The organism is Polaromonas sp. (assembly GCF_049790275.1).
GTDB lineage: Bacteria > Pseudomonadota > Gammaproteobacteria > Burkholderiales > Burkholderiaceae_C > Polaromonas.
The window spans coordinates 101,457-120,586 of sequence record NZ_JBAQYR010000056.1 but is presented as its reverse complement, the minus strand read 5'-3'; the positions used below and the strand labels follow the sequence as shown (position 1 = coordinate 120,586).

General features: G+C 62.9%; 16 protein-coding genes. 4 read left to right on the top strand and 12 right to left on the bottom strand.

The features are described from left to right. The 12 genes from WA904_RS08705 to ppsR form a co-directional block, all read right to left on the bottom strand. Positions 1–1,353, bottom strand: a 1,353-nt coding sequence (locus tag WA904_RS08705) for a PepSY-associated TM helix domain-containing protein (protein WP_425196723.1), incomplete at its 3' end; no start/stop codon positions are given. Between the two features lie 21 nt (positions 1,354–1,374). Next, positions 1,375–1,806, bottom strand: a complete 432-nt coding sequence (locus WA904_RS08700) for a hypothetical protein (RefSeq protein WP_425196722.1) — start codon at positions 1,804–1,806, stop codon at positions 1,375–1,377. Between the two features lie 10 nt (positions 1,807–1,816). Beyond that, positions 1,817–2,551, bottom strand: coding sequence for a DUF4198 domain-containing protein (locus tag WA904_RS08695; protein ID WP_425196721.1), 735 nt, complete (start codon positions 2,549–2,551; stop codon positions 1,817–1,819). A 56-nt stretch (positions 2,552–2,607) separates the two neighbouring features. Next, complete coding sequence (locus WA904_RS08690; RefSeq protein ID WP_425196720.1) at positions 2,608–2,787, bottom strand: hypothetical protein; 180 nt, start codon at positions 2,785–2,787, stop codon at positions 2,608–2,610. Then, on the bottom strand, positions 2,784–3,944 hold the full coding sequence (locus WA904_RS08685) for a PepSY-associated TM helix domain-containing protein (protein ID WP_425196719.1): 1,161 nt from the start codon (positions 3,942–3,944) through the stop codon (positions 2,784–2,786). The genes WA904_RS08690 and WA904_RS08685 overlap by 4 nt, the downstream gene beginning before the upstream one ends. A 25-nt stretch (positions 3,945–3,969) precedes the next feature. Further along, positions 3,970–6,117 carry a TonB-dependent siderophore receptor gene (locus WA904_RS08680; protein ID WP_425196718.1) on the bottom strand — a complete coding sequence of 716 codons (2,148 nt, stop codon included), beginning with the start codon at positions 6,115–6,117 and terminating at the stop codon, positions 3,970–3,972. 195 nt (positions 6,118–6,312) lie between these two features. Then, complete coding sequence (locus WA904_RS08675) at positions 6,313–8,499, bottom strand: TonB-dependent receptor (protein ID WP_425196717.1); 2,187 nt, start codon at positions 8,497–8,499, stop codon at positions 6,313–6,315. A 159-nt stretch (positions 8,500–8,658) separates the two neighbouring features. Continuing rightward, positions 8,659–10,743, bottom strand: a complete 2,085-nt coding sequence (locus WA904_RS08670; protein ID WP_425196716.1) for a TonB-dependent siderophore receptor — start codon at positions 10,741–10,743, stop codon at positions 8,659–8,661. Positions 10,744–10,969: 226 nt separating this feature from the next. After that, positions 10,970–11,446: a bacterioferritin gene (gene bfr / locus WA904_RS08665; RefSeq protein ID WP_425196715.1), complete on the bottom strand. Its 477-nt coding sequence runs from the start codon at positions 11,444–11,446 to the stop codon at positions 10,970–10,972. Between the two features lie 166 nt (positions 11,447–11,612). After that, positions 11,613–13,184, bottom strand: coding sequence for an alkyl hydroperoxide reductase subunit F (ahpF, locus tag WA904_RS08660; RefSeq protein ID WP_425196714.1), 1,572 nt, complete (start codon positions 13,182–13,184; stop codon positions 11,613–11,615). Between the two features lie 97 nt (positions 13,185–13,281). Then, positions 13,282–13,845 carry an alkyl hydroperoxide reductase subunit C gene (gene ahpC, locus WA904_RS08655; protein WP_425196713.1) on the bottom strand — a complete coding sequence of 188 codons (564 nt, stop codon included), beginning with the start codon at positions 13,843–13,845 and terminating at the stop codon, positions 13,282–13,284. A gap of 331 nt (positions 13,846–14,176) precedes the next feature. Then, the gene (ppsR, locus tag WA904_RS08650) at positions 14,177–14,998 is read right to left on the bottom strand and encodes a posphoenolpyruvate synthetase regulatory kinase/phosphorylase PpsR (protein WP_425196712.1); all 822 of its coding nucleotides are present in this window, start codon (positions 14,996–14,998) and stop codon (positions 14,177–14,179) included. 177 nt (positions 14,999–15,175) lie between these two features. Here ppsR and ppsA point away from each other — a divergent pair, with 177 nt between their 5' ends. From ppsA to WA904_RS08630, 4 genes are all read left to right on the top strand, one after another. Then, positions 15,176–17,575: a phosphoenolpyruvate synthase gene (gene ppsA, locus WA904_RS08645; protein ID WP_425196711.1), complete on the top strand. Its 2,400-nt coding sequence runs from the start codon at positions 15,176–15,178 to the stop codon at positions 17,573–17,575. Positions 17,576–17,905: 330 nt separating this feature from the next. Then, positions 17,906–18,154, top strand: coding sequence for a hypothetical protein (locus WA904_RS08640; RefSeq protein WP_425196710.1), 249 nt, complete (start codon positions 17,906–17,908; stop codon positions 18,152–18,154). Further along, a complete protein-coding gene (locus tag WA904_RS08635) occupies positions 18,151–18,729 on the top strand; it encodes a tetratricopeptide repeat protein (protein ID WP_425196709.1) in 579 nt (192 codons plus the stop codon). Before WA904_RS08640 ends, WA904_RS08635 begins: the two co-directional genes overlap by 4 nt. 139 nt (positions 18,730–18,868) lie before the next feature. Beyond that, positions 18,869–19,129, top strand: coding sequence for a DUF4212 domain-containing protein (locus WA904_RS08630; RefSeq protein WP_425196708.1), 261 nt, complete (start codon positions 18,869–18,871; stop codon positions 19,127–19,129). The last annotated feature ends 1 nt before the right edge of the window (position 19,130 follow it).

The following is a 19,130-nucleotide window of genomic DNA, read 5'->3' as shown; positions in this document are numbered from 1 at the left end:
GACCTGTTCGCGCCAGGCGGCGCGGCCGCGCAGCGCGGCGTGGCCCAGCGTGCCCAGCCAGGCCAGGTAAAAGGCCCAGACCTCGATTTCGCTGCGGTTCCAGCCTGCCAGCGCCGCATCGGCCGGCAGCAGCCGGTTCACGGCAAAAAACACCATCGTTGCCGCGATGATGCCGGGCACGCTGGTCACCGTGAGCGCCTCCACCACGCGTACGCCGGCCAGCCCTTTTTTTGCATGGCTGGTGCGCCGGCCTTCAAGCCAGAACAGGCTGCCGGTGGCAATCAGCACGCAGCCGGCCAGGCCGGCCAGGAAGTAGAGCCAGCGCAAGGTCCAGTGTTCGAACTGGATGAAATGCAGGCCGCTGATGAAACGCTCCACCGTCATCACCGGCGCGGCTTCGAAGCTGCTCAGTACGGCACCCGTTGCAGCGTCGAAGTAGAGCTGGTCCAGGTTCATGGTCACCATGTCGGCATAGCCGCGGCGCAGCTCCACATAACTGTTGGCGTCGCCCGGATGCCAGACACGCACGAAGTTCGCCCGGCCGCCTTGCCATTGCTGCTCCGCCTTGGCCAGCATCGCGTCCAGCGACGCCATCGGCTGGCCAGGCGTATTCGCCTTGGGCCGGCGGTACTGGCCGAAGCCCTCGGCGGAAAAAGCCTGCCGCGAATTTTTGGCCTGCGCATAAGTGGCGTGGTAGGCGCTCGGCCAGTAGATGGTGAACAGGATCACGATGCCCGACAGGGCCATGGCAAAGTGAAACGGCATCGCCAGCACGCCGGTGAGGTTGTGCAGGTCCAGGCTCGCGCGTTGCAGGCGTTTTTTTGGACGAAACAAAAAGAAGTCCGCAAAAATCTTGCGATGGATGATGACGCCGCTGACGATCAGTAGCAGCATGGTCATTCCGGCCAGGCCGACCAGCCAGTAGCCGACATCTTTCCAGCGGATGTGCAGCCGGTAGTGGAAGGGAAAGATGAAACCGGTGCCCGCGAGCGTGTCGGTGTGTTCGAGCACCGCGCCGGTCTGCGGGTGCAGGTGGCGCTGCTCGGTGACCTTGGTGGCTTCGTCGCGCCAGCGCAGCTCCACCGCAGGTACGCGGTCGGCCGGCAGGCGCACAAACCATTGCGACGAGCCCTGGGCCAGGCGCTGGGCCTGCTCGGTGATGGGGCCGTCAAGACGGAAAGGCTGTTCGGCAGCGGTCGGCGCGAGCCGCGTGCCGGGCATCATCCAGCGGTCGATCTCGCGGTCGAACACGCTGAGCGTGCCCATCCAGAAAATCGCGAACAGCAGGCTGCCGATCACCACCCCGGCCCAGGTGTGCAGCCAGGCCATCGATTTGCGGAAAGTGGGTTCCATCGCACGCGTCCTTTTTCTTATTTAACGAATCAGTTGAAACAGGCAGAAGGCCAGGGCCGTGCCGCCCGCCAGCGCGGCCCAGAGCCGCACCAGGCTGCGCACGCTGAAGGCCCACAGCAACACCAGCAGGTAAAGCACAAAACCCAGCATCGCGGCGCTCACCACGGCTTCGCTGCGTGCCAGGCCCAGCAGCGGCAGGGCGGCGGCCAGCAAAGCGACCAGGGCGGCGGTGAAGGCATAAGCGCCCGGCAGCGCCGCGATGAGGCGCAGCACGATGCGCACCCAGGGGCGGGCCGTCGCACGGCGAAGCCGCGGTGGCACGAGTGCCGCGATCCATCCGGCCACAGCCGTCGGTTTCAACTTCTGGACGGGTTCAAAAAAGATAGCGGCATGCGCCCGGCCCATCAGGGCTGGAGGCGTATTTTCCTTGCTGTTTTGGAGAAAGGGGCGCACGCCGCAGGCCTCAGTTCATCTTGTTCGGTGTGGCCGCCGGTGCTGCGGGCAGGGCAGGCAGGCCTTCGGGCTGAGTGATGGTGAGCGAGGTCACGTAGCTGGCGCGGTCGTATTTCTCGCTGCCGCGTTCGCCGGCGCTGGTATCTGCATGTTTGACTTCGAGCACATAGCTGCCTTTCCACGGCAGGCTGAGTGTGAGGCGGCCCTGGTCGTCGCCGCGCAGGTCCTTGCCCCAGCCGAAAGGTGTGACCACTTCGACCTTGGCCTTGGGCAGCGGCTGGCCTTTGTAGAACACCTGCACCTCCACGCCGTCCGGGCCATTGTTGCCGGTGGGCACCAGGTCCAGCGTGAAATGCGGGGCCTGCCTGTCGAAGGTGTTGACCAGGCGGGCCGCGGGCACGTAGAGGCTGCGCACCAGCTTGTCGCCGTCCTTGCGTTCCGAGACCGGGTAGCGCGCATCTTCCGCCACCAGGGATTCGCCTTTTGCCGCGGTGCCGGAAAGGACAAAACCCTTGGCCGTTTTGCTCAGGGTCAGTGGCTGGGCCGCGGCCGCGCTGATGCGCTGTGCGACAGGGGCAACGAATTTGTCGAGGTAGCCGGGCGTGGTCTCGCGCAGGTTGTGACCAAACTCGCCAAAGTACAGCGTGGCACCAGTGGCGTCCTGTTCCAGCCAGACATGATGCGCCTGGGCAGTGGTGGCGGTGGCGAAGAGAAGGGCGATGAGGCCGAGGCGGGGGAAAGACATGGTGATGGCGTCCTGAAGGTTGAAGGGAAGAAAAACGAAAGAAAACTTGGGGGGCGTCAGTGAGCTAGCGGCCTGCGCCAGGCAAACCAGGCCATGACAAGCACGGGCCCGCCCAGCGCCAGCCAGGACCAGACATCGCCCCAGCCCTCGGACACCAGGGCGCTGAGCAGGCCGGTGGCGCTGAGCACGCCCAGTGCGACGGGCCAGCCCCAGAGCTGCGTGAAAGTGGGTTTCATGCGGCGCGGCCCTGCGGCGCGGCGCCGTGCCGGGCGCCTGCCTCTTCGGCGAGGCGCAGGGGCTGCGGCCGCTTCAGCCAGAGGTAAAGGCCGCTGCCCAGCACGATGATGGTGACGATGTCGAGCAGTGCCCAGAGAATCTGCATCGGCATGCCGCCGTAGTCGCCGAAGTGCAGCGGTTGCGACACCAGCAGTGCCGTGAGGTACCAGGGCAGCTCGGGGCTGGCGGTGACGGCGCCGGTGCGGGCGTCCACCAGCACCGGCTGCAGCAGCCGCGCGGTCAGGGGTTCTTCGCCGCGCAGGAAAACGGTGTTGTGGTGAGGGCTTGAGAAAGCCGTGCCGGGGAAGGCAATGAACGCGGTTTTCATGCCAGGCGCGCGTTCCAGTGCCACCTCCAGAGCCTGCTGCAGCGGGCCGCGTTCGGCCAGGGGCACGGGCGGCTGGCCCTGGTAGGGCGCCAGCAGGGTGCTGAGCTGGTCGTGCTGCCAGTACTTGATGATCAGGTCGGCCCAGGTGTTGATCATGCCGGTGGCGCCCACGGTGAAGGCCCAGACCAGCGTCACGATGCCGAGCAGGTTGTGCAGGTCCAGCCACTTCAGGCGCGGCCCGCGCTCGCGCCGCACCGTGCCGAACTCGAGCTTGCGCATGAAGGGCGCATACAACACCACGCCGGAGACGATGGCCACCAGCAGCAGCAAGCCCATGAAGCCGAGGAAGAGCTTGCCGGCCAGCCCGGCGAACAGGTCCACATGCAGCTTGAACATCACGTACATGAACCCTTCGTCGAACTTCGGCTGGGCGAGCACTGCCGCGGTTCGTGCATCGACGGCGACCGACTTGAAGTCTTCGGTCGGTGCCGGTGTCGGTGTCAGCGTGACGAACCACAGGCCGTCGTCGTCCTCGGGCTGCGAGACGAACTGCACCACACGCTCGGGGTGCAGCGCATGCGCCACCGCAATCACGCGGTCCAGGCTGGCGCGCGGCGTATCGGCCGGCATTTTCGGCGACTCGACTTCGGTGCCCAGCAGGTGGCCGATTTCGTGGTGGAAGATCAGTGGCAGGCCGGTGAGGCACAGCAGCAGCATGAAAACGGTGCAGACCAGGCTGGACCATTTGTGGATCCAGGCCCAGGTTTTTATTTTTCGGGTGTTGTTCATCGTGGTTCCGGTCGGCAGCGCTTTTTCAGAAGCGGTAGGTGGCGCTGGCCACGACATTGCGCCGCGCGCCGTACCAGCAGTCACCGCGTGCCAGGCAGGTGCTGAAGTAGGTCTTGTCGGTCGCGTTGTTGATGTTGAGCGCATAACGCCATTGCGCCGTGTCGTAGGCGAACACCAGATCGAGCAGCGTGGAAGCGGGAATGTCCGGGCCGACGCCGCCCTGCAGGTCGCGAAAGGGACCCATCCAGCGCACACCGGCACCGGCCGAGAAACCGTTCATGCCGGCGATGGCTAAACGCTGCTTGGCCCAGACGCTGGCCTGGTGCGCCGGCAGGCCTTCGAGCTGCCTGTCGAGGTCGGTGTAGTTGTAATGCGCGATCACCTCGAGCATGGGGTTCACGGAACCCCGGGCTTCGAGTTCAACCCCCTTGGTTCGCGTGGCCCCGACCTGCGTGAAGACGTTGACCTGCGGCGAGGCGATCTGGTTCTTCTCGCGCAGGTCATAAACAGCGGCGCTGAACGCCAGGGAACGGCCGGCGGGCTCGTACTTCACGCCCGCTTCCCACTGCTCGCCGCGCAGCGGCTTGAAGATCTGGCCCGAGCGCGCGGCCTGCGGGGTGAAGGACTCCGCGTAGCTCAGGTAGGGCGACCAGCCCGAGGCCAGCTTGTACATCACCCCGAGGCGTTTTGTGGTGGCCTGGCTTTCTTCGTCGGGGCTGCCTTCCGCACCCGCAACGGCGCGGTCATGGCGCAGGCCGGCCAGGAAGATCCAATTGTCCAGCTTGATCTGGTCCTGCAGGTAAAAGCCGGCCTGGTTCTGTGTGGTGCCCGGTCCGGCGGCGCGCACCGGAATCACCAGGTTGCCGTAGACCGGCGCATAGGCGTCAATCTCGCTGTAGGCCGAACCGCTCCAGACGTTCTCGCGCTGGCGCTGGAAATCCGCGCCCATCAGCAGCGTGTGCTTGAAGGCGCCGGTGTCGAAATGGCCTTCGGCATGGTTGTCCAGCGTCGAGATGCGGTTACGCGTGAGCGAGCTGTCGTTGTAGCGGCCAAACCTGCGCTTGCCCACCGGGTCGGCGCCCCATCCGCCGGTGACGGTAAAGAAGTCGCCCCAGTGGTAGCGGTTGTCGTTTTCGTTTTTGGCGGTGCGGAAGTTCTGCCGCACCGTCCAGCTGTCGTTGAGCTTGTGCTCGAAGAGCCAGCCGAAAGTGCTGCGCTCGGAGTTGTAGTAATCGCCGGGCTCGCCAATGAAGTGGTTCGTCGGCAGGGTGCCGTTCGGGTTGGGCAGCAGCGTGCCTTCCCACGGGAAGAACTGCGAGCTCGAGCCGCTCTTGTCCTGCTGCCACAAACCCTGCAGCGTCAGCGAGGTGGTGCCGTTCGGGCGCCAGGTCAGCGAGGGCGCAATGAGGCTGCGGTTGTCCGGCACGTAGTCGACCTGGGTGTCGGACTTGCGCGTCAGCGCGACCAGGCGGTAGAGCCATTCCCCGTCTTCGGTCAGCGGGCCGGTCAGGTCGGCCTGCAGCTGTTTGCGGCCGTAGCTGCCGAACTGCACGCCCACCTCGCGCCGGGTTTCCGCCAGCGGCCTTTTGCTGACCATGTTGACCACACCCGCTGCCGTGCCCGAACCGAACAACATGCCGGAGGGGCCGCGCAGCACCTCCAGGCGCTCCAGCGTGTAGGGCTCGGTGCGTGTGGTGCTGGTGTAGTAGCCATAGGCCTGGCGCAGGCCGTCGAGATACATGTCGGGGTAAGCGCCGCGCACGCGCACCGAGTCGGTCCGCGAGTCCAGCCCGTAGGCATCGGAACGCACGCCGGCGGCATAACCGAGGGCGTCCTGCAGACTGATGGCGCCCTGGTCCACCATCTGTTCGTTGGTGATGACGGTGACGGACTGCGGTGTTTCCGACAGCGGCGTGTCGGTCTTGGTCGCAGTCGCTGCCCGCTTGGCGCGATAACCGGTTACCGGGCCGGTGGCGGTTTCAGGGGCCGCTTCTTCCTTGACCGTGATGGCCGGCAGGGTCTGGTCGGTCGCGGTTTGTGCCGCCGCCAGCTGCACAACACACAGGGCCAGCGGCGCCAGGGCGAAGTTTGCTATGAATCTGGAAGCTGGCAGCCCACGGCTGGTAAGGGCTGAAGGCGATTTTGACTGAAGAAATGAAGAATAAACGGGCATGGTGAAGCGCAAGCTCAGGCAGGTTGCTGGCTGGCTTCACCATGCGTGTCACGCGGGGGTGGGCTGGCGGGATGTTTCATTCTAGCTAAAGAATGAGAATTATTCGCGTTTGGAAGTGAAAATCATGGGTGCCAGGCTGGATGCCCGGCCCGGCGGGAGATACCGGAACCGGAGGGACAGGCTGCATGAGGGCGCTCAGAACTTGACGCGCATGCTCACCTGCAGCTCGCGCGGTGCGCCGGGCAGGATCAGGTTGTCGTTGCTGCCGTGGCTGGAGACGATGTATTTTTTGTCGGTGACGTTTTTGATGTTCACGCCGAATTCATAGCGGCCGGTCCGGTAGATGCCGGCCAGATCGCCGGTCAGGTAAGCCGGCAGCACGACGAGGTTGGTCAGCGAGGCGAAACGCTCGCCCATGTAGTTGAGGCCGCCGCCCAGGCTGAAGCCGTTGCCCAGGTCTTTCATGGCCCAAAAGGAGGCCGAGTGGCGCGGCGTCAGCGCGGGAACCTTGCCCAGCGACGGCACCGAAACAACCGGCAGCTGCAGCGAGCTGACACGCGCCACGGACTCCACCATTTCGCCGTCCAGGTAGGCGTAACCCGCGCTCACGTCCCAGCGGCCCGGCAGACGGCCGCTGGCCGTGAGTTCCAGCCCGTTGGTGCGCTGCGTGCCCACGTTGACCTGCAGGTTCGGGTTGGCCGGGTCGGTGTTCTTGATGTTGCTGCGCTGCAGGTTGAACAGTGCGGCCGTCACGCTGAGGGCGCCGTCCAGGAAGCCGAGCTTGCTGCCGATCTCGACGTTGCGGGTGATTTCCGGTTCGTTGGCCACGTTGCTGCCGGCCAGGGCAAAGGCCTCGGCCGAGGGCTGGAACGAGCGGCTGTACGAGAGGTAATGCGACTGCGCATCGGTAGGCTGCCACACCAGGCCGGCGCGCGGGCTGAAGCTGCGGTCGGTGCGGGCCAGCGGCGCGAGCTTGCGCTCAAACGTGGTGGACTGCTTGAACTCGTCATAGCGAATGCCCGCCAGCGCCTTCCAGTCTTTTGCCAGTGTGACCTGGTCCTGCAGGTACACACCCAGCACGTCCTGCGTGGTGTTGCTGGGAATGGCGCTGTCGGCCGCGAGATTAGCCGCGGTGAACGCCGGCACCGACACCAGGCCCGGGTTGAAGATGGACACGCGTGCCACCGTGCCGGCCGAGATCGATTCGGCGCGGCGTTTCTGCTGGCCCATTTCCAGGCCGAAGAGCCACTCCTGCTTGAAGCCGCCCAGCGTGTTCTTGTAGGTGAAGTCGGTCTGGTTGAACCAGCCCGACTCGTCGCGGAAGATGGCGCTGCGGGTCAGCCCGATGGTCAGCGCCACCGGGTCCGTCGTGCCGCTGGGCAGGGTGTTGTAGCGGTCCAGCTCGTAGCTGTAGTAGCGGGTGGTGTTGCGCACGCTGAAGGCGTCGTTGAAGCTGTGGTTCAGGGTGGCGGTGTAGGTGTCGACCAGGCTGGTACTGGTGTCGTCGCGCCGGGCATTGCCCGAACCGTAATAAGTGCTGGCGGGCACATCGACTGGGCGGCCGTTGAGTGCCGGAATGCCGAAGTCCGTCACGCGCTGGTCACGCGCCTTGGTGTATTGCAGCAGCAGGGAAGTCTGCTTGCTGAGTTTGAGCGCCAGCGACGGCGCAAAGCTGTAGCGGTCCACGAACTGCTGGTCGCGGTAGCTGCCGGAGTCTTCGCGCGCGGCGTTCAGGCGAAAGGCTGCCGCTTCACCCAGCGGCAGGTTCACGTCGGCTTCCACGCGCCTGAGCTTGTTGCTGCCCAGGATCAGTACGGTCTCGCCCGAGGTTTCGCCGAATTTTGGTTTCTTGGTGATGCGGTTGATCAGGCCACCCGAGGAACCCCGGCCGTACAGCACGGCAGAAGGGCCCTTGAGCACCTCGACCCGCTCGACGTTCGACAGGTCGCGGAAGTACAGGGCGTCATCACGCAGGCCGTCGGAAAACTGGTCGGTGATCGCGGTGAAGCCGCGGATCATCACCTGGTCGCGCTGGCCGTCGCCGTGGCTGGCTGCCACGCCGGGCACATTGCGCAGCGCATCTTCCATGGAGCGAGCCGCCTGGTCGCGCAGCAGCTGGCCGGGCACCACGTTGACGGTTTGCGGAATGTCGCGCAGCGGCGCGCTGCTTTTGGTAGCGGTGCTGCTGCTGGACGGGGAGTAGCCTTGTTCGGTGTCGGCGCGGATGGTGATGTCCGGCAGGACCTGGGCACCGACCAGCTGCGCGGCGCACAGCGCAAGCGGGGAGAGGGCAAATTTCGCTACCAGTTTGGTAGCTGACGGCGCCCGACGGATGGGGGCTGGAAGGGTTTTTGATGCAAGGAAACGGGATGCAAAGGACATGTGAAGCACGGCTCAGGCAGGTTGCTGGCTGGCTTCACATTCCTCAGAGATGTCGGCTGGCGGTTTACAAATCTTAACTCAATAATGAGAATTATTCGCGTTTAAGAGTTGCGGTAGCCAGTCTTTGACGGCAAAAAACGACAGGCTTTGGTGAGAGCGTCAGAAATAGAACGTGGTGCTCAGCGCGAAGCTGCGCGGTTCGGCCGGCGAAACCACGTTGGCGTTGATCGCACCCGCGTAGTACACCTTGTTGAACAGGTTCTTGATGCCTGCCGTCACGCGAAAGCGGTCGCCCTGGTAGCTCAGCGAGGTGTCGGCCACAAAGTAGGAAGGCAGCGTGAACGGCAGCGCGCCTACCTGTTCGCTGACGTAGCGCCCGCCCAGGCCCACGGTCACGCGCTTGAGCTCCTGCAGGCGGTAGGTGGCCCAGGTGGCCAGCGTGTGTTTCGGTGTCAGGTTGATGGGTTTGCCGACGATGGCGGTGTTGTTGTCGCGCGTGACTTCCGCATCGGTGTAGGCGTAGGCGGCGGTCAGCTTCCAGCCGTTGCGCAGGTCGGCGCCCAGCTCCAGTTCCAGGCCACGCGCGCGCTGCTCGCCGGTCTGCACGCTGAAGTTGGTGTTGACCGGGTCGGCCGTCGTCACGTTCTGGCGGCGCAGGTCATAGATGGCCAGCGCACCGGTGACCTGCCGGTTGGCCGCCTCGTACTTGAGGCCGGCTTCCCATTGCTGGCCGGTTTCCGGAACGAAAGCCGTGCCGTTGAAGGCCAGGCCCGACACCGGGAGGAAGGACTCGCCATAACTCGCGTAGGTGGACCAGCCCGGCACAAATTCATAAACCAGGCCGCCCGAGAAGGTGTTGGCCCTGTCCTTTTGCATCGTGCGTGTGTTGGTCAGGCGGTTGTCGGTGTCGGTCGTCGATCGGTCATGGCGCAGGCCCAGCAGCGCCGTCCAGCCTTTGCCGAACTTGATCTGGTCCTGCATGTAGAGACCGGTGGCGGTGAGTTTGGAGGGTGCGTCGGTCGTGAGGCTGGTGGGGCAGGTGGCCTGCACGCCGTAGACCGGGTTGTACAGGTTCATGGGCGCAATCGTGCAGCTGCGGCTGGCCTGCGAGCTGGTGCCGGTGCGGGCGTCCAGCCCGGTCACCAGGCGGTGTTTCAGGCCCAGTGCCTCGAAGCTGGTCAGCAGCGAGGTGTCGGTGGCCAGCAGGTCGTAGTCCATGTACTGGCGCGTGGCGGTGCGGTTCTGCAGGCGCTGGTTGGCCTGCAGCGTGCCGTTGGCCACGAAGTTGCCGGTGCCTTTTTCTTCCTCGTATCGCACGTTCTGGCGCAGCACCACGTCGGGGTTGAACTGGTGTTCCAGCGAATAACCCACGGTGGTCTGTTCCATGTCGTAGGCACCGAAGGCCGGATCGCCGGTGTAGCGCGTCAGTGGAATGGAGCCATTGCGATTGGGCAGCAGCGTGCCATACGGGGTGATGCCCTGCTGGCGCATCCACTGGCTGTGGCTGTAGGTGGCAAAAAGCACCAGGTCGGTTTGCGGGCCGAGGTCCAGCGCCAGCGAAGGCGCCACCCAGCGGTCCTTGCGGTAGACCAGGTCGGTCGGGTCTTCGGAATCGGACACCTGGGCGTTGATGCGAAACGCCGCCTTGCCCGACTCGGACAGCGGACGGTTCAGGTCGGCCGACAGCGTCTTGAGGCCGAAGCTTCCCAGCTCCAGCGAGGCTTCCGACAGTGCTTCCTTTTTTGGCCGCTTGCTGACGGCGTTCACGATGCCGCCGGGCTGCACCTGGCCGTACAGCACCGAGGCCGCACCCTTGAGCACCTCGAAGCGCTCGTAACCGTAGGGCGTCAGGCGTGTCCACATGCCGGGGCTTTGCACCAGGCCATCGATCAGGATGGACTCGGTCGAGCGGAAGCCACGGATGTTGATGTCGTCGAAGCCGCGCCGGCCGAAGTTGACCGGGCTGACGCCGGCAACGGTCTGCAGCGCCTGCTGCAGGTTGCTGGCCTGGCGCGACTCCATCTGCTCGCGTGTGACCACGCTGATGGATTGCGGCGTCTCCAGCAGGCGCATGGGCGCCTTGCCTGCGCTTTGCGCCTGGTTGGGCGCAAAACCTTCGTCTTTTTCGACAGTGGCGTTGATGCGCACCTCGCGCAATTGCGGCGATTCGGTACCCGCGGCTGTGGCAGGCGGTGTTTCGGCCCGGGCCAGCTGCGCGACACACAGTGCGAGTGGCGTGAGCACAAAGGCTGCTACAAATTTGCTAGCTGCTCGCGCGCTCTGTAATTGGGCTGGGAGGTATTTTAAGTGAAGAAAAGAGGAGGGGAGTGACATGGTGAAGCGCAGGCCAGTTGCTGGCTGGCTTCACACGGACATGTCGGCTGGCGGGGGCTATAGCTTAACTCACAAATGAGAGTAATTCTCGTTTGTAGGATGACCCCCCTTTCTGGCCGCAGCGGCACAGGACGGCTTAGCTGAGTTCGCCCATCTGGCTTTGCAGGTAGTTCTGCACGCCCACCTTGGCGAGCAGCTCGATCTGGGTTTCCAGGAAGTCGATGTGCTCTTCGGTGTCGTCCAGGATGCCCTGCAGCAGGTCGCGCGAGACATAGTCACGCACGCTTTCGCAATGCGCGATGCCGTCCTTGATGGTGGCCTGGGCGCCGGTTTCGGCCTTCAGGTCACAGGCCAGGGCTTCCGGCACGTCTTCGCCGATCATCAGCTTGCCCAGGTCCTGCAGGTTGGGCAGGCCGTCGAGCATGAAGATGCGGTCCATGAGTTTGTCGGCATGTTTCATCTCGCCGATGGACTCTTCGTATTCCTTCTTGGCCAGCTTGTCCAGGCCCCAGTGCTTGTACATGCGGTAGTGCACGAAGTACTGGTTGATGGCGGTGAGCTCGTTTTTGAGCTGGGCCTGCAGGTGGGTGATGACTTGTGCGTCGCCTTTCATGGCATTTCCTTTTTTTAGTTTTGAATGTCCTGATTGTCGACAGGCCGGCGTCATCGGGCAAGGAAAAATGCATAACCCTTTGTGCGCGGTCTGAGCACGAATGGGATTGATAGGCGTTCTTCTTTGAAATCATGAAGCGGTGCCCTGCGCACCGCTTCATGAACTGTCAGGCCACCGGCGCCGAGGTCCGGATCAGGTGATCGAAAGCACCCAGCGCGGCCTTCGCGCCGTCACCGGCCGCAATGATGATCTGCTTGAAGGGCACCGTGGTGCAATCGCCCGCCGCAAACACGCCGGGCAGCGAGGTCTGGCCTTTGGCATCGACGATGATCTCGCCGTGCCTGGAGAGCTCGACCACACCCTTGAGCCAGTCGGTGTTGGGCACCAGGCCGATCTGGATGAACACGCCTTCGAGCGCCACGGTTTTCAGCTCGCCGCTGGCGCGGTCTTTGTAGACCAGGCCGTTGACCTTCTGGTCGCCGGTGATCTCGGTGGTCTGCGCGTTGGTGAACACATCCACGTTCTTCAGGCTCTTGAGCTTGCGTTGCAACACGGCGTCGGCGCGCAGCGCAGTGTCGAACTCGATCAGCGTCACGTGGCCGACGATGCCGGCCAGGTCGATCGCCGCTTCGACACCCGAGTTGCCGCCGCCGATCACAGCCACGCGTCTTCCCTTGAACAACGGGCCGTCGCAGTGCGGGCAATAGGCCACGCCTTTGTTCTTGAACGCCTGCTCGCCCGGCACGTTGATGTTGCGCCAGCGCGCGCCGGTGGAGATGATCACCGTCTTGCTCTTGAGCGAGGGGCCGCTTTCGAGCTGGATCTCGATCAGGTCCTTGCCCGGCCCGCTGTTGGGAATCAGGGCCTTGGCACGCTGCAGGTTCATGATGTCCACGTCGTAGTTGCGCACGTGTTCTTCCAGTGCGTGGGCGAACTTCGGGCCTTCGGTTTCCTTGATCGAGATGAAGTTCTCGATGCCCAGCGTGTCCAGCACCTGGCCGCCGAAACGCTCCGACGCCACGCCGGTGCGAATGCCCTTGCGCGCGGCGTACACGGCGGCTGCAGCGCCGGCCGGGCCGCCGCCGACGATCAGCACGTCGAACGGGTCTTTTTCATTGATCTTTTTCGCTTCGCGCTCGGTGCCGCTGGTGTCGATCTTTGCCAGGATTTCTTCCAGGCTCATGCGGCCGTTGCCGAGCATGGTGCCGTTCAGGAAGACCGTGGGCACGCCCATGATCTCGCGCTCCTTGATCTCGTCCTGAAAGGTGCCGCCTTCGATCATGGTGGTCTTGATGCGCGGGTTCTGCACCGCCATCAGGTTCAGTGCCTGCACCACGTCGGGGCAGTTGTGGCAGGTCAGCGAAACATAGACCTCGAAGTCGAGGTCACGATCGAGCGCGCGGATCTGCTCCAGCACTTCCTGCTCGACCTTGGGCGGGTAACCGCCGATCTGCAGCAGCGCCAGGATCAGCGAGGTGAATTCATGGCCCATGGGCAGGCCGGCAAAACGCGGGCCGTGGTTTTCGCCCGGGCGGTTGATCGAGAACGAGGGCTTGCGGTGCGGGTCGTCGCGGCTTTCGGTCAGCTTGACCAGCGGCGACGCCTCTGCGACGTCCTTCAGCAGCGACAGCACTTCGCCAGAGGCCTCGCCGTCGTCCAATGAAGCGACGATTTCGATGGGCGCGGTGGCGCGTTCGAGGTAACTTTTCAGTTGGGCTTTGGTGGCGTCGTCAAGCATGGCGGACTCACTTTCAATTTCAATGGGGAACAAAAAAGCCCGGGACGGCACACACGTGTGCCCGGCCCGGGCCTTCGTCAGGAAGGCAGCAGGGCGCTTAAATCTTGCCGACGAGGTCGATGGACGGAGCGATCGTCTTGGCGCCTTCGTTCCACTTGGCAGGGCAGACCTGGCCGGGATGGGCCGCGGTGTATTGGGCAGCCTTCAGCTTGCGCAGGGTTTCCTTGACATCGCGGGCGATTTCGTTGGAGTGCACTTCAGCTGTCTTGATGACGCCGTCGGGGTTGATCACGAAGGTGCCGCGCAGTGCCAGGCCCTCTTCGGGGATGAACACGTCAAAGGCTTTGGTCAGCGTGTGGGTCGGGTCGCCCACCAGCGGGAACCTGGCCTTGCCGACGGCAGGGGAGGTTTCGTGCCACACCTTGTGCGAGAAATGGGTGTCGGTGGTCACGATGTAAACCTCTGCACCAGCCTTCTGGAATTCGGCGTAGTTGTCGGCGGCGTCTTCGACTTCCGTGGGGCAGTTGAAGGTGAATGCCGCTGGCATGAAGATCAGGACCGACCATTTGCCCTTCAGCGATTCGTCAGAGACCTCGACGAACTTGCCATTGAGGAAAGCTTGGGTTTTGAAAGGCTGGACTTGGGTGTTGATCAGGGACATGGGGGAGGGTTCCTCTATGGGTGTTGACGTAAAAATTAACGACAGGGATAGCTTAAGGTCTGACTATCGATTAATCCAATTAATTGAATGTATTCATGTCATGCAATATAGCTATTGGTCAGGGGATGGCAGGTTTGCTATCAAAACAAGAGCTGGTTGCGCCCGTTCCTGCAGTGGAGACGCGGCATTGGATGTGAAAAATGCCTTCAAAGCCTACTGGGGGCTATTTCTGGAGACAGCGATGAAGAAAATTGTCCGTTAGCCCAATCAGCACGGGCGCAAGCTGCTATTAAAAAGCTAGCAAAATTTGAGGAAAGCGCCGGACTGAGGCTCAGTACTCCAGCCGCTCGGGCCGGATTTCCTGCAGGATGGTGGTGGCGATTTCCTCGATGGACTTGGTGGTGGTCGACAGCCAACGAATGCCTTCGCGCCGCATCATGGCTTCGGCTTCGTGGATTTCCTCGCGACAGTTCTCCAGGCTCGCGTACCTGGAGTTGGGCCGGCGCTCATTGCGGATCTGCGCCAGGCGCTCGGGCGCAATCGTCAGGCCGAAGATCTTCTTGCGGTGCGGCACCAGCGCCGGCGGCAGCTGGCGGCGCTCGAAATCTTCAGGGATCAGCGGGTAGTTGGACGCTTTCAGGCCGTATTGCATGGCCAGGTACAGCGTCGTCGGCGTTTTACCGCTGCGGCTCACGCCCACCAGAATCACGTCGGAGCCCGCCAGGTCCTTGTTGCTCTGGCCGTCGTCGTGGGCCAGTGAAAAGTTGATGGCCTCGATGCGGTCATCGTATTCCTTGCTTTTGGAAGCGTCCGAGAAGCGGCCGACGCGGTGGTTGGACTTGATGCCCAGCTCGACTTCCAGCGGCGCCACAAAGGTGCCGAACATGTCCAGCAGCATGCCGTGGCAATGCGCCTTGATGACGGTCAGGATTTCCATGTTCACCAGCGTGGTGAAAACAATCGGCCGCGTGCCTTCCAGCACGGCCGCGTGGTTGATCTGGCGGATGGCCTGGTGCGCCTTGTCCACGCTGTCGATAAAAGGCAGGCGCACATGGCGCGCCTTGAACTCGAACTGCGCCAGGATGGCGTTACCAAAGGTTTCAGCGGTGATGCCGGTGCCGTCGGAAATGAAAAATACGGTGCGGTTGGGCATGTCTGGGCTTCAGGGTTATGAAAGGTGGGGGCGGCTGCCGGAGGCGGCAGGCCCCTACAATCAAGGCAATTATCCAGATTCTCACGCCATGCCCCGCACCAACCCCTTCCAACAACAACAAGGTTGCCCGCCGCGCATGCGCCACGTCCCGGTTTTTAAACCTCCCGGAGTATTTTCATGTCCAAGCTTTTTGAGGCGACCGCCCTGGTCGTGCCGTTTGAAAACCTGAGGATGACAGACGTCGAGGCTGTCGGCGGTAAAAACGCCAGCCTCGGCGAAATGATCTCGCAATTGCCCACCGGGCCGCAGGGCGTGCGTGTGCCCACCGGCTTCGCCACCACGGCCCACGCCTTCCGCATTTTTCTGGCCCATGACGGGCTGGACAAAAAAATCAACGCCGTCCTCGACAAGCTCAACACCGAGGACGTGCGTGCACTCGCGGTCGCCGGCGCGCAGATCCGTGGCCTGGTCGAAGCCCAGCCCTTTCCTTCGGAACTCGAAAAAGCCGTACGCGACAGTTTTGCCGCCCTGAGCGCCGGCAACCCGCAGGCCAGTTTTGCGGTGCGTTCGTCCGCCACGGCGGAAGACCTGCCCGATGCCTCGTTTGCGGGGCAGCAGGAAACCTTCCTGAATGTGGTCGGCATCGAGGACGTGCTGCACAAGATGAAAGAGGTGTTTGCCTCGCTCTACAACGACCGCGCCATCAGCTACCGCGTGCACCAGGGCTTTGCCCATTCCGACGTGGCCCTGTCGGCCGGCGTGCAGCGGATGGTGCGTAGCGACATCGGTGCTGCCGGCGTGATGTTCACCATCGACACCGAAAGCGGCTTTGAAGACGTGGTCTTCATCACCTCCAGCTACGGCCTGGGTGAAACCGTGGTGCAGGGCGCCGTGAACCCCGACGAGTTCTATGTGCACAAGCCCATGCTGAAGGCCGGCAAGCGCGCGGTGATCCGACGCAACCTGGGAAGCAAGCTGCTGCAGATGGAGTTCACCAGCGCCGAAGAAAAGAAAGCCGGCGGCAAACTGGTGAAGACCACCGATGTGCCGGCGGAGCTGCGCAACCGCTATTCGCTGAGCGACGCCGACGTCGAGCAGCTGGCGCGTTACGCGGTGATCATCGAAGACCATTACGGCCGTCCCATGGACATCGAATGGGGTAAGGACGGCACTGACGGCGAGCTGTACATCCTGCAGGCGCGGCCCGAGACTGTGAAAAGCCAGTCCAAGGGCCAGGCCGAGCAGCGCTACAAGCTCAAGGGCACCGGCACCGTGCTGGCCGAGGGCAGGGCGATTGGCCAGAAAATCGGTACCGGCCCGGTCCGCATCGTGCGCGACATCAAGGACATGGACCAGGTCCAGCCCGGCGACATTCTGGTCACCGACATGACCGACCCGAACTGGGAGCCGGTCATGAAACGCGCCAGCGCCATCGTGACGAACCGCGGAGGGCGCACCTGCCACGCGGCCATCATTGCGCGCGAGCTGGGCATTCCGGCCGTGGTCGGCTGCGGCGACGCCACCGAGTCGCTCAAGGACGGCATGCTGGTAACCGTGAGTTGCGCCGAGGGCGATACCGGCAACATCTATGACGGCCTGCTTGAGACCGAGGTCACCGAAGTGCAGCGCGGCACCATGCCGCCCATAGACATCAAGATCACGATGAACGTCGGCAACCCGCAGCTGGCTTTCGACTTCTGCCAGATCCCCAACCACGGCGTGGGCCTGGCGCGGCTGGAGTTCGTCATCAACAACAACATCGGCGTGCACCCCAAGGCCATCCTCGACTACCCGAATGTCGATGCCGACCTGAAAAAGGCCGTGGAAAGCGTGGCGCGCGGCCATGCCTCGCCGCGTGCTTTTTATGTCGACAAGGTGGCCGAAGGCGTGGCGACCATCGCCGCTGCTTTCTGGCCGAAACCGGTGATTGTGCGTTTGTCGGACTTCAAGTCCAACGAGTACCGCAAGCTGATTGGCGGTTCGCGCTACGAGCCCGAGGAAGAAAACCCGATGCTGGGCTTTCGCGGTGCATCGCGTTACCTCAGCCCCGATTTCGGCGAAGCCTTTGCGATGGAGTGCGAGGCGCTGCGCCGCGTGCGCGACGACATGGGGCTGGTCAATGTCGAGGTCATGGTGCCGTTTGTCCGCACCCTCGGGCAAGCGAAAAAGGTCACCGACCTGCTGGCACAGCACGGCCTGAAGCGCGGCGAAAAAGACCTGCGCGTGATCATGATGTGCGAGGTGCCGAGCAATGCCATCCTGGCTGACGAGTTTCTTGAGTTCTTCGACGGATTCTCGATTGGCTCGAACGACCTGACCCAGCTCACGCTGGGCCTGGACCGCGATTCCGGGCTGGCCATCCTGGCAGAAGATTTCGACGAGCGCGATCCGGCCGTCAAGGCCATGCTGAGCCGCGCCATCCAGGCCTGTAACCGCCAGGGCAAGTACGTTGGCATCTGTGGCCAGGGACCCAGCGATCACCCCGACTTTGCGCTGTGGCTCAAGGAGCAGGGCATCGGCTCGATCTCGCTGAATCCTGACACCGTCATCGACACCTGGAAGCAGCTGGCGTCCTAGTACTGCAACCGGGAAGTAGCGAAACGAGATGAAAGTGATGGCTTCGCGCCCAGGGCAAGGATTGCAACGCCGCCATGGGTGCGAAGACGCGCTTTCATGTTTCGATATTTTCGGATTGCAGTACCAAGGCTTAATTCCTTGGTTCTATGCCGCATCCTGAAGCGGCAGAAACCAAGGGAAAGTCCTAGGAGGGTTTGAACGGGTTCGGACCGCCCGCCCGATTGTTTGTAAGAAGTTGGTAAGGACCGAGGCAACAATCAAGCCATTGTTGCCAAAGGTCCTATGCTTTTTTTCGCGTCTACTCTTAAATTGATAGCCGAAATCGCTTTATTGGCGCTGTTCGGCCAGTGGGTCCTCGGTTTGCTGGCCGGCGCGAAAAAAGACAGCAACCTGTTCTATCAAATCCTGCAGATCGTGGGCAAACCCTTTGTGGTGGCCGCCCGCTTCATCACCCCCAGACAGATCATTGACCGCCACGTACCGCTCGTGGCGTTTTTGTTGCTGCTGTTCGTCTGGATCGCGTCGACCCTGACGAGGATCCGGATTTGCCTTGAAATTGGCGTGGAGATGTGCAAATGAACACCGTTGCCGCCTACTGGTATCTCAAACTGCAGGCGCTGGTCCTGCTGGTGTTCGGCAGGCAGGCCGCAGCCCTGGAAAAGTTCACCCAGATGCTGCTGGTGCGCCCCGGCGACCGCTACGCCCTGGCCAGCCGGGCACATGTGCTCGCACAGCTGGGCGACAAACACGGCGCCATTGAGGCCCTGCGCGAACTGGTGGCACGCTTTCCCGACACCGCAGCCGCCTGGTTCAACCTGGCCTACATGCTGGAAGACACTGGCGGCCATCCGGACGCCGAACCCGCTTTTCGCCGCGCGCTGGATATCGAGCCCAAGATGGACCGGGCCTGGTATGGCCTGGCATTGCTCCTGATTCGTGACCGCCGCTTCGACGAAGCCGTGCAGGCACTCAAGAAAAACACAGAACTGCAGCCCATGAGCCCGTTCGGCTGGTATCAGCTGGCGCGGGTTCATGTAGACAGGCAAGACCCTGAAGAGGCGGTGAAGGTCATTCGCCACCTCAAAAGGTTTGAGCCTAAAGTGGCCGCCCAGCTGGAGCGCGAAACGGGGCTGAGCATCGCTCAGTCGTCCTGACCGCCAACCATCGGGGTGGGTATTTGAAGGCCAGGGTCCTGCCCAGGCTTATAAGACGCGATCCGGCTTGCAGGCCACGCTTGGGAAAGGTGGTGATCGTGATGTGCCCGAAAGGGCGTTGTTGATGGAGGCAAGTGTTATGCAGTTAACCGACAACCATCGCCGTTACTGGCGAAAGAACCTGAACATCACGGGCATCCTGCTGGTGATCTGGTTCGTCGTGACGTTCGTCGTGAGTTATTACGCACGTGAACTGAACTTCAATTTCTTTGGCTGGCCCTTCAGCTTCTGGATGGGAGCACAAGGGGCATTGGTGATTTACGTGGCCATCATCGGGTATTACGCCTGGTACATGGGCAAGCTCGATGTTGAGCACGGCGTCCAAGAGAGCGAGGAATAAT

Coding starts and splice junctions, on each gene's coding strand:
- WA904_RS08685 (WP_425196719.1), bottom strand. CDS start 3,944: ATGAACAACACCCGAAAAATAAAAACCTGGGCCTGGATCCACAAATGG.
- bfr (WP_425196715.1), bottom strand. CDS start 11,446: ATGAAAGGCGACGCACAAGTCATCACCCACCTGCAGGCCCAGCTCAAA.
- ppsR (WP_425196712.1), bottom strand. CDS start 14,998: ATGCCCAACCGCACCGTATTTTTCATTTCCGACGGCACCGGCATCACC.
- ahpC (WP_425196713.1), bottom strand. CDS start 13,845: ATGTCCCTGATCAACACCCAAGTCCAGCCTTTCAAAACCCAAGCTTTC.
- WA904_RS08690 (WP_425196720.1), bottom strand. CDS start 2,787: ATGAAACCCACTTTCACGCAGCTCTGGGGCTGGCCCGTCGCACTGGGC.
- ppsA (WP_425196711.1), top strand. CDS start 15,176: ATGTCCAAGCTTTTTGAGGCGACCGCCCTGGTCGTGCCGTTTGAAAAC.
- WA904_RS08695 (WP_425196721.1), bottom strand. CDS start 2,551: ATGTCTTTCCCCCGCCTCGGCCTCATCGCCCTTCTCTTCGCCACCGCC.
- WA904_RS08630 (WP_425196708.1), top strand. CDS start 18,869: ATGCAGTTAACCGACAACCATCGCCGTTACTGGCGAAAGAACCTGAAC.
- WA904_RS08675 (WP_425196717.1), bottom strand. CDS start 8,499: ATGTCCTTTGCATCCCGTTTCCTTGCATCAAAAACCCTTCCAGCCCCC.
- WA904_RS08635 (WP_425196709.1), top strand. CDS start 18,151: ATGAACACCGTTGCCGCCTACTGGTATCTCAAACTGCAGGCGCTGGTC.
- WA904_RS08680 (WP_425196718.1), bottom strand. CDS start 6,117: ATGCCCGTTTATTCTTCATTTCTTCAGTCAAAATCGCCTTCAGCCCTT.
- ahpF (WP_425196714.1), bottom strand. CDS start 13,184: ATGCTTGACGACGCCACCAAAGCCCAACTGAAAAGTTACCTCGAACGC.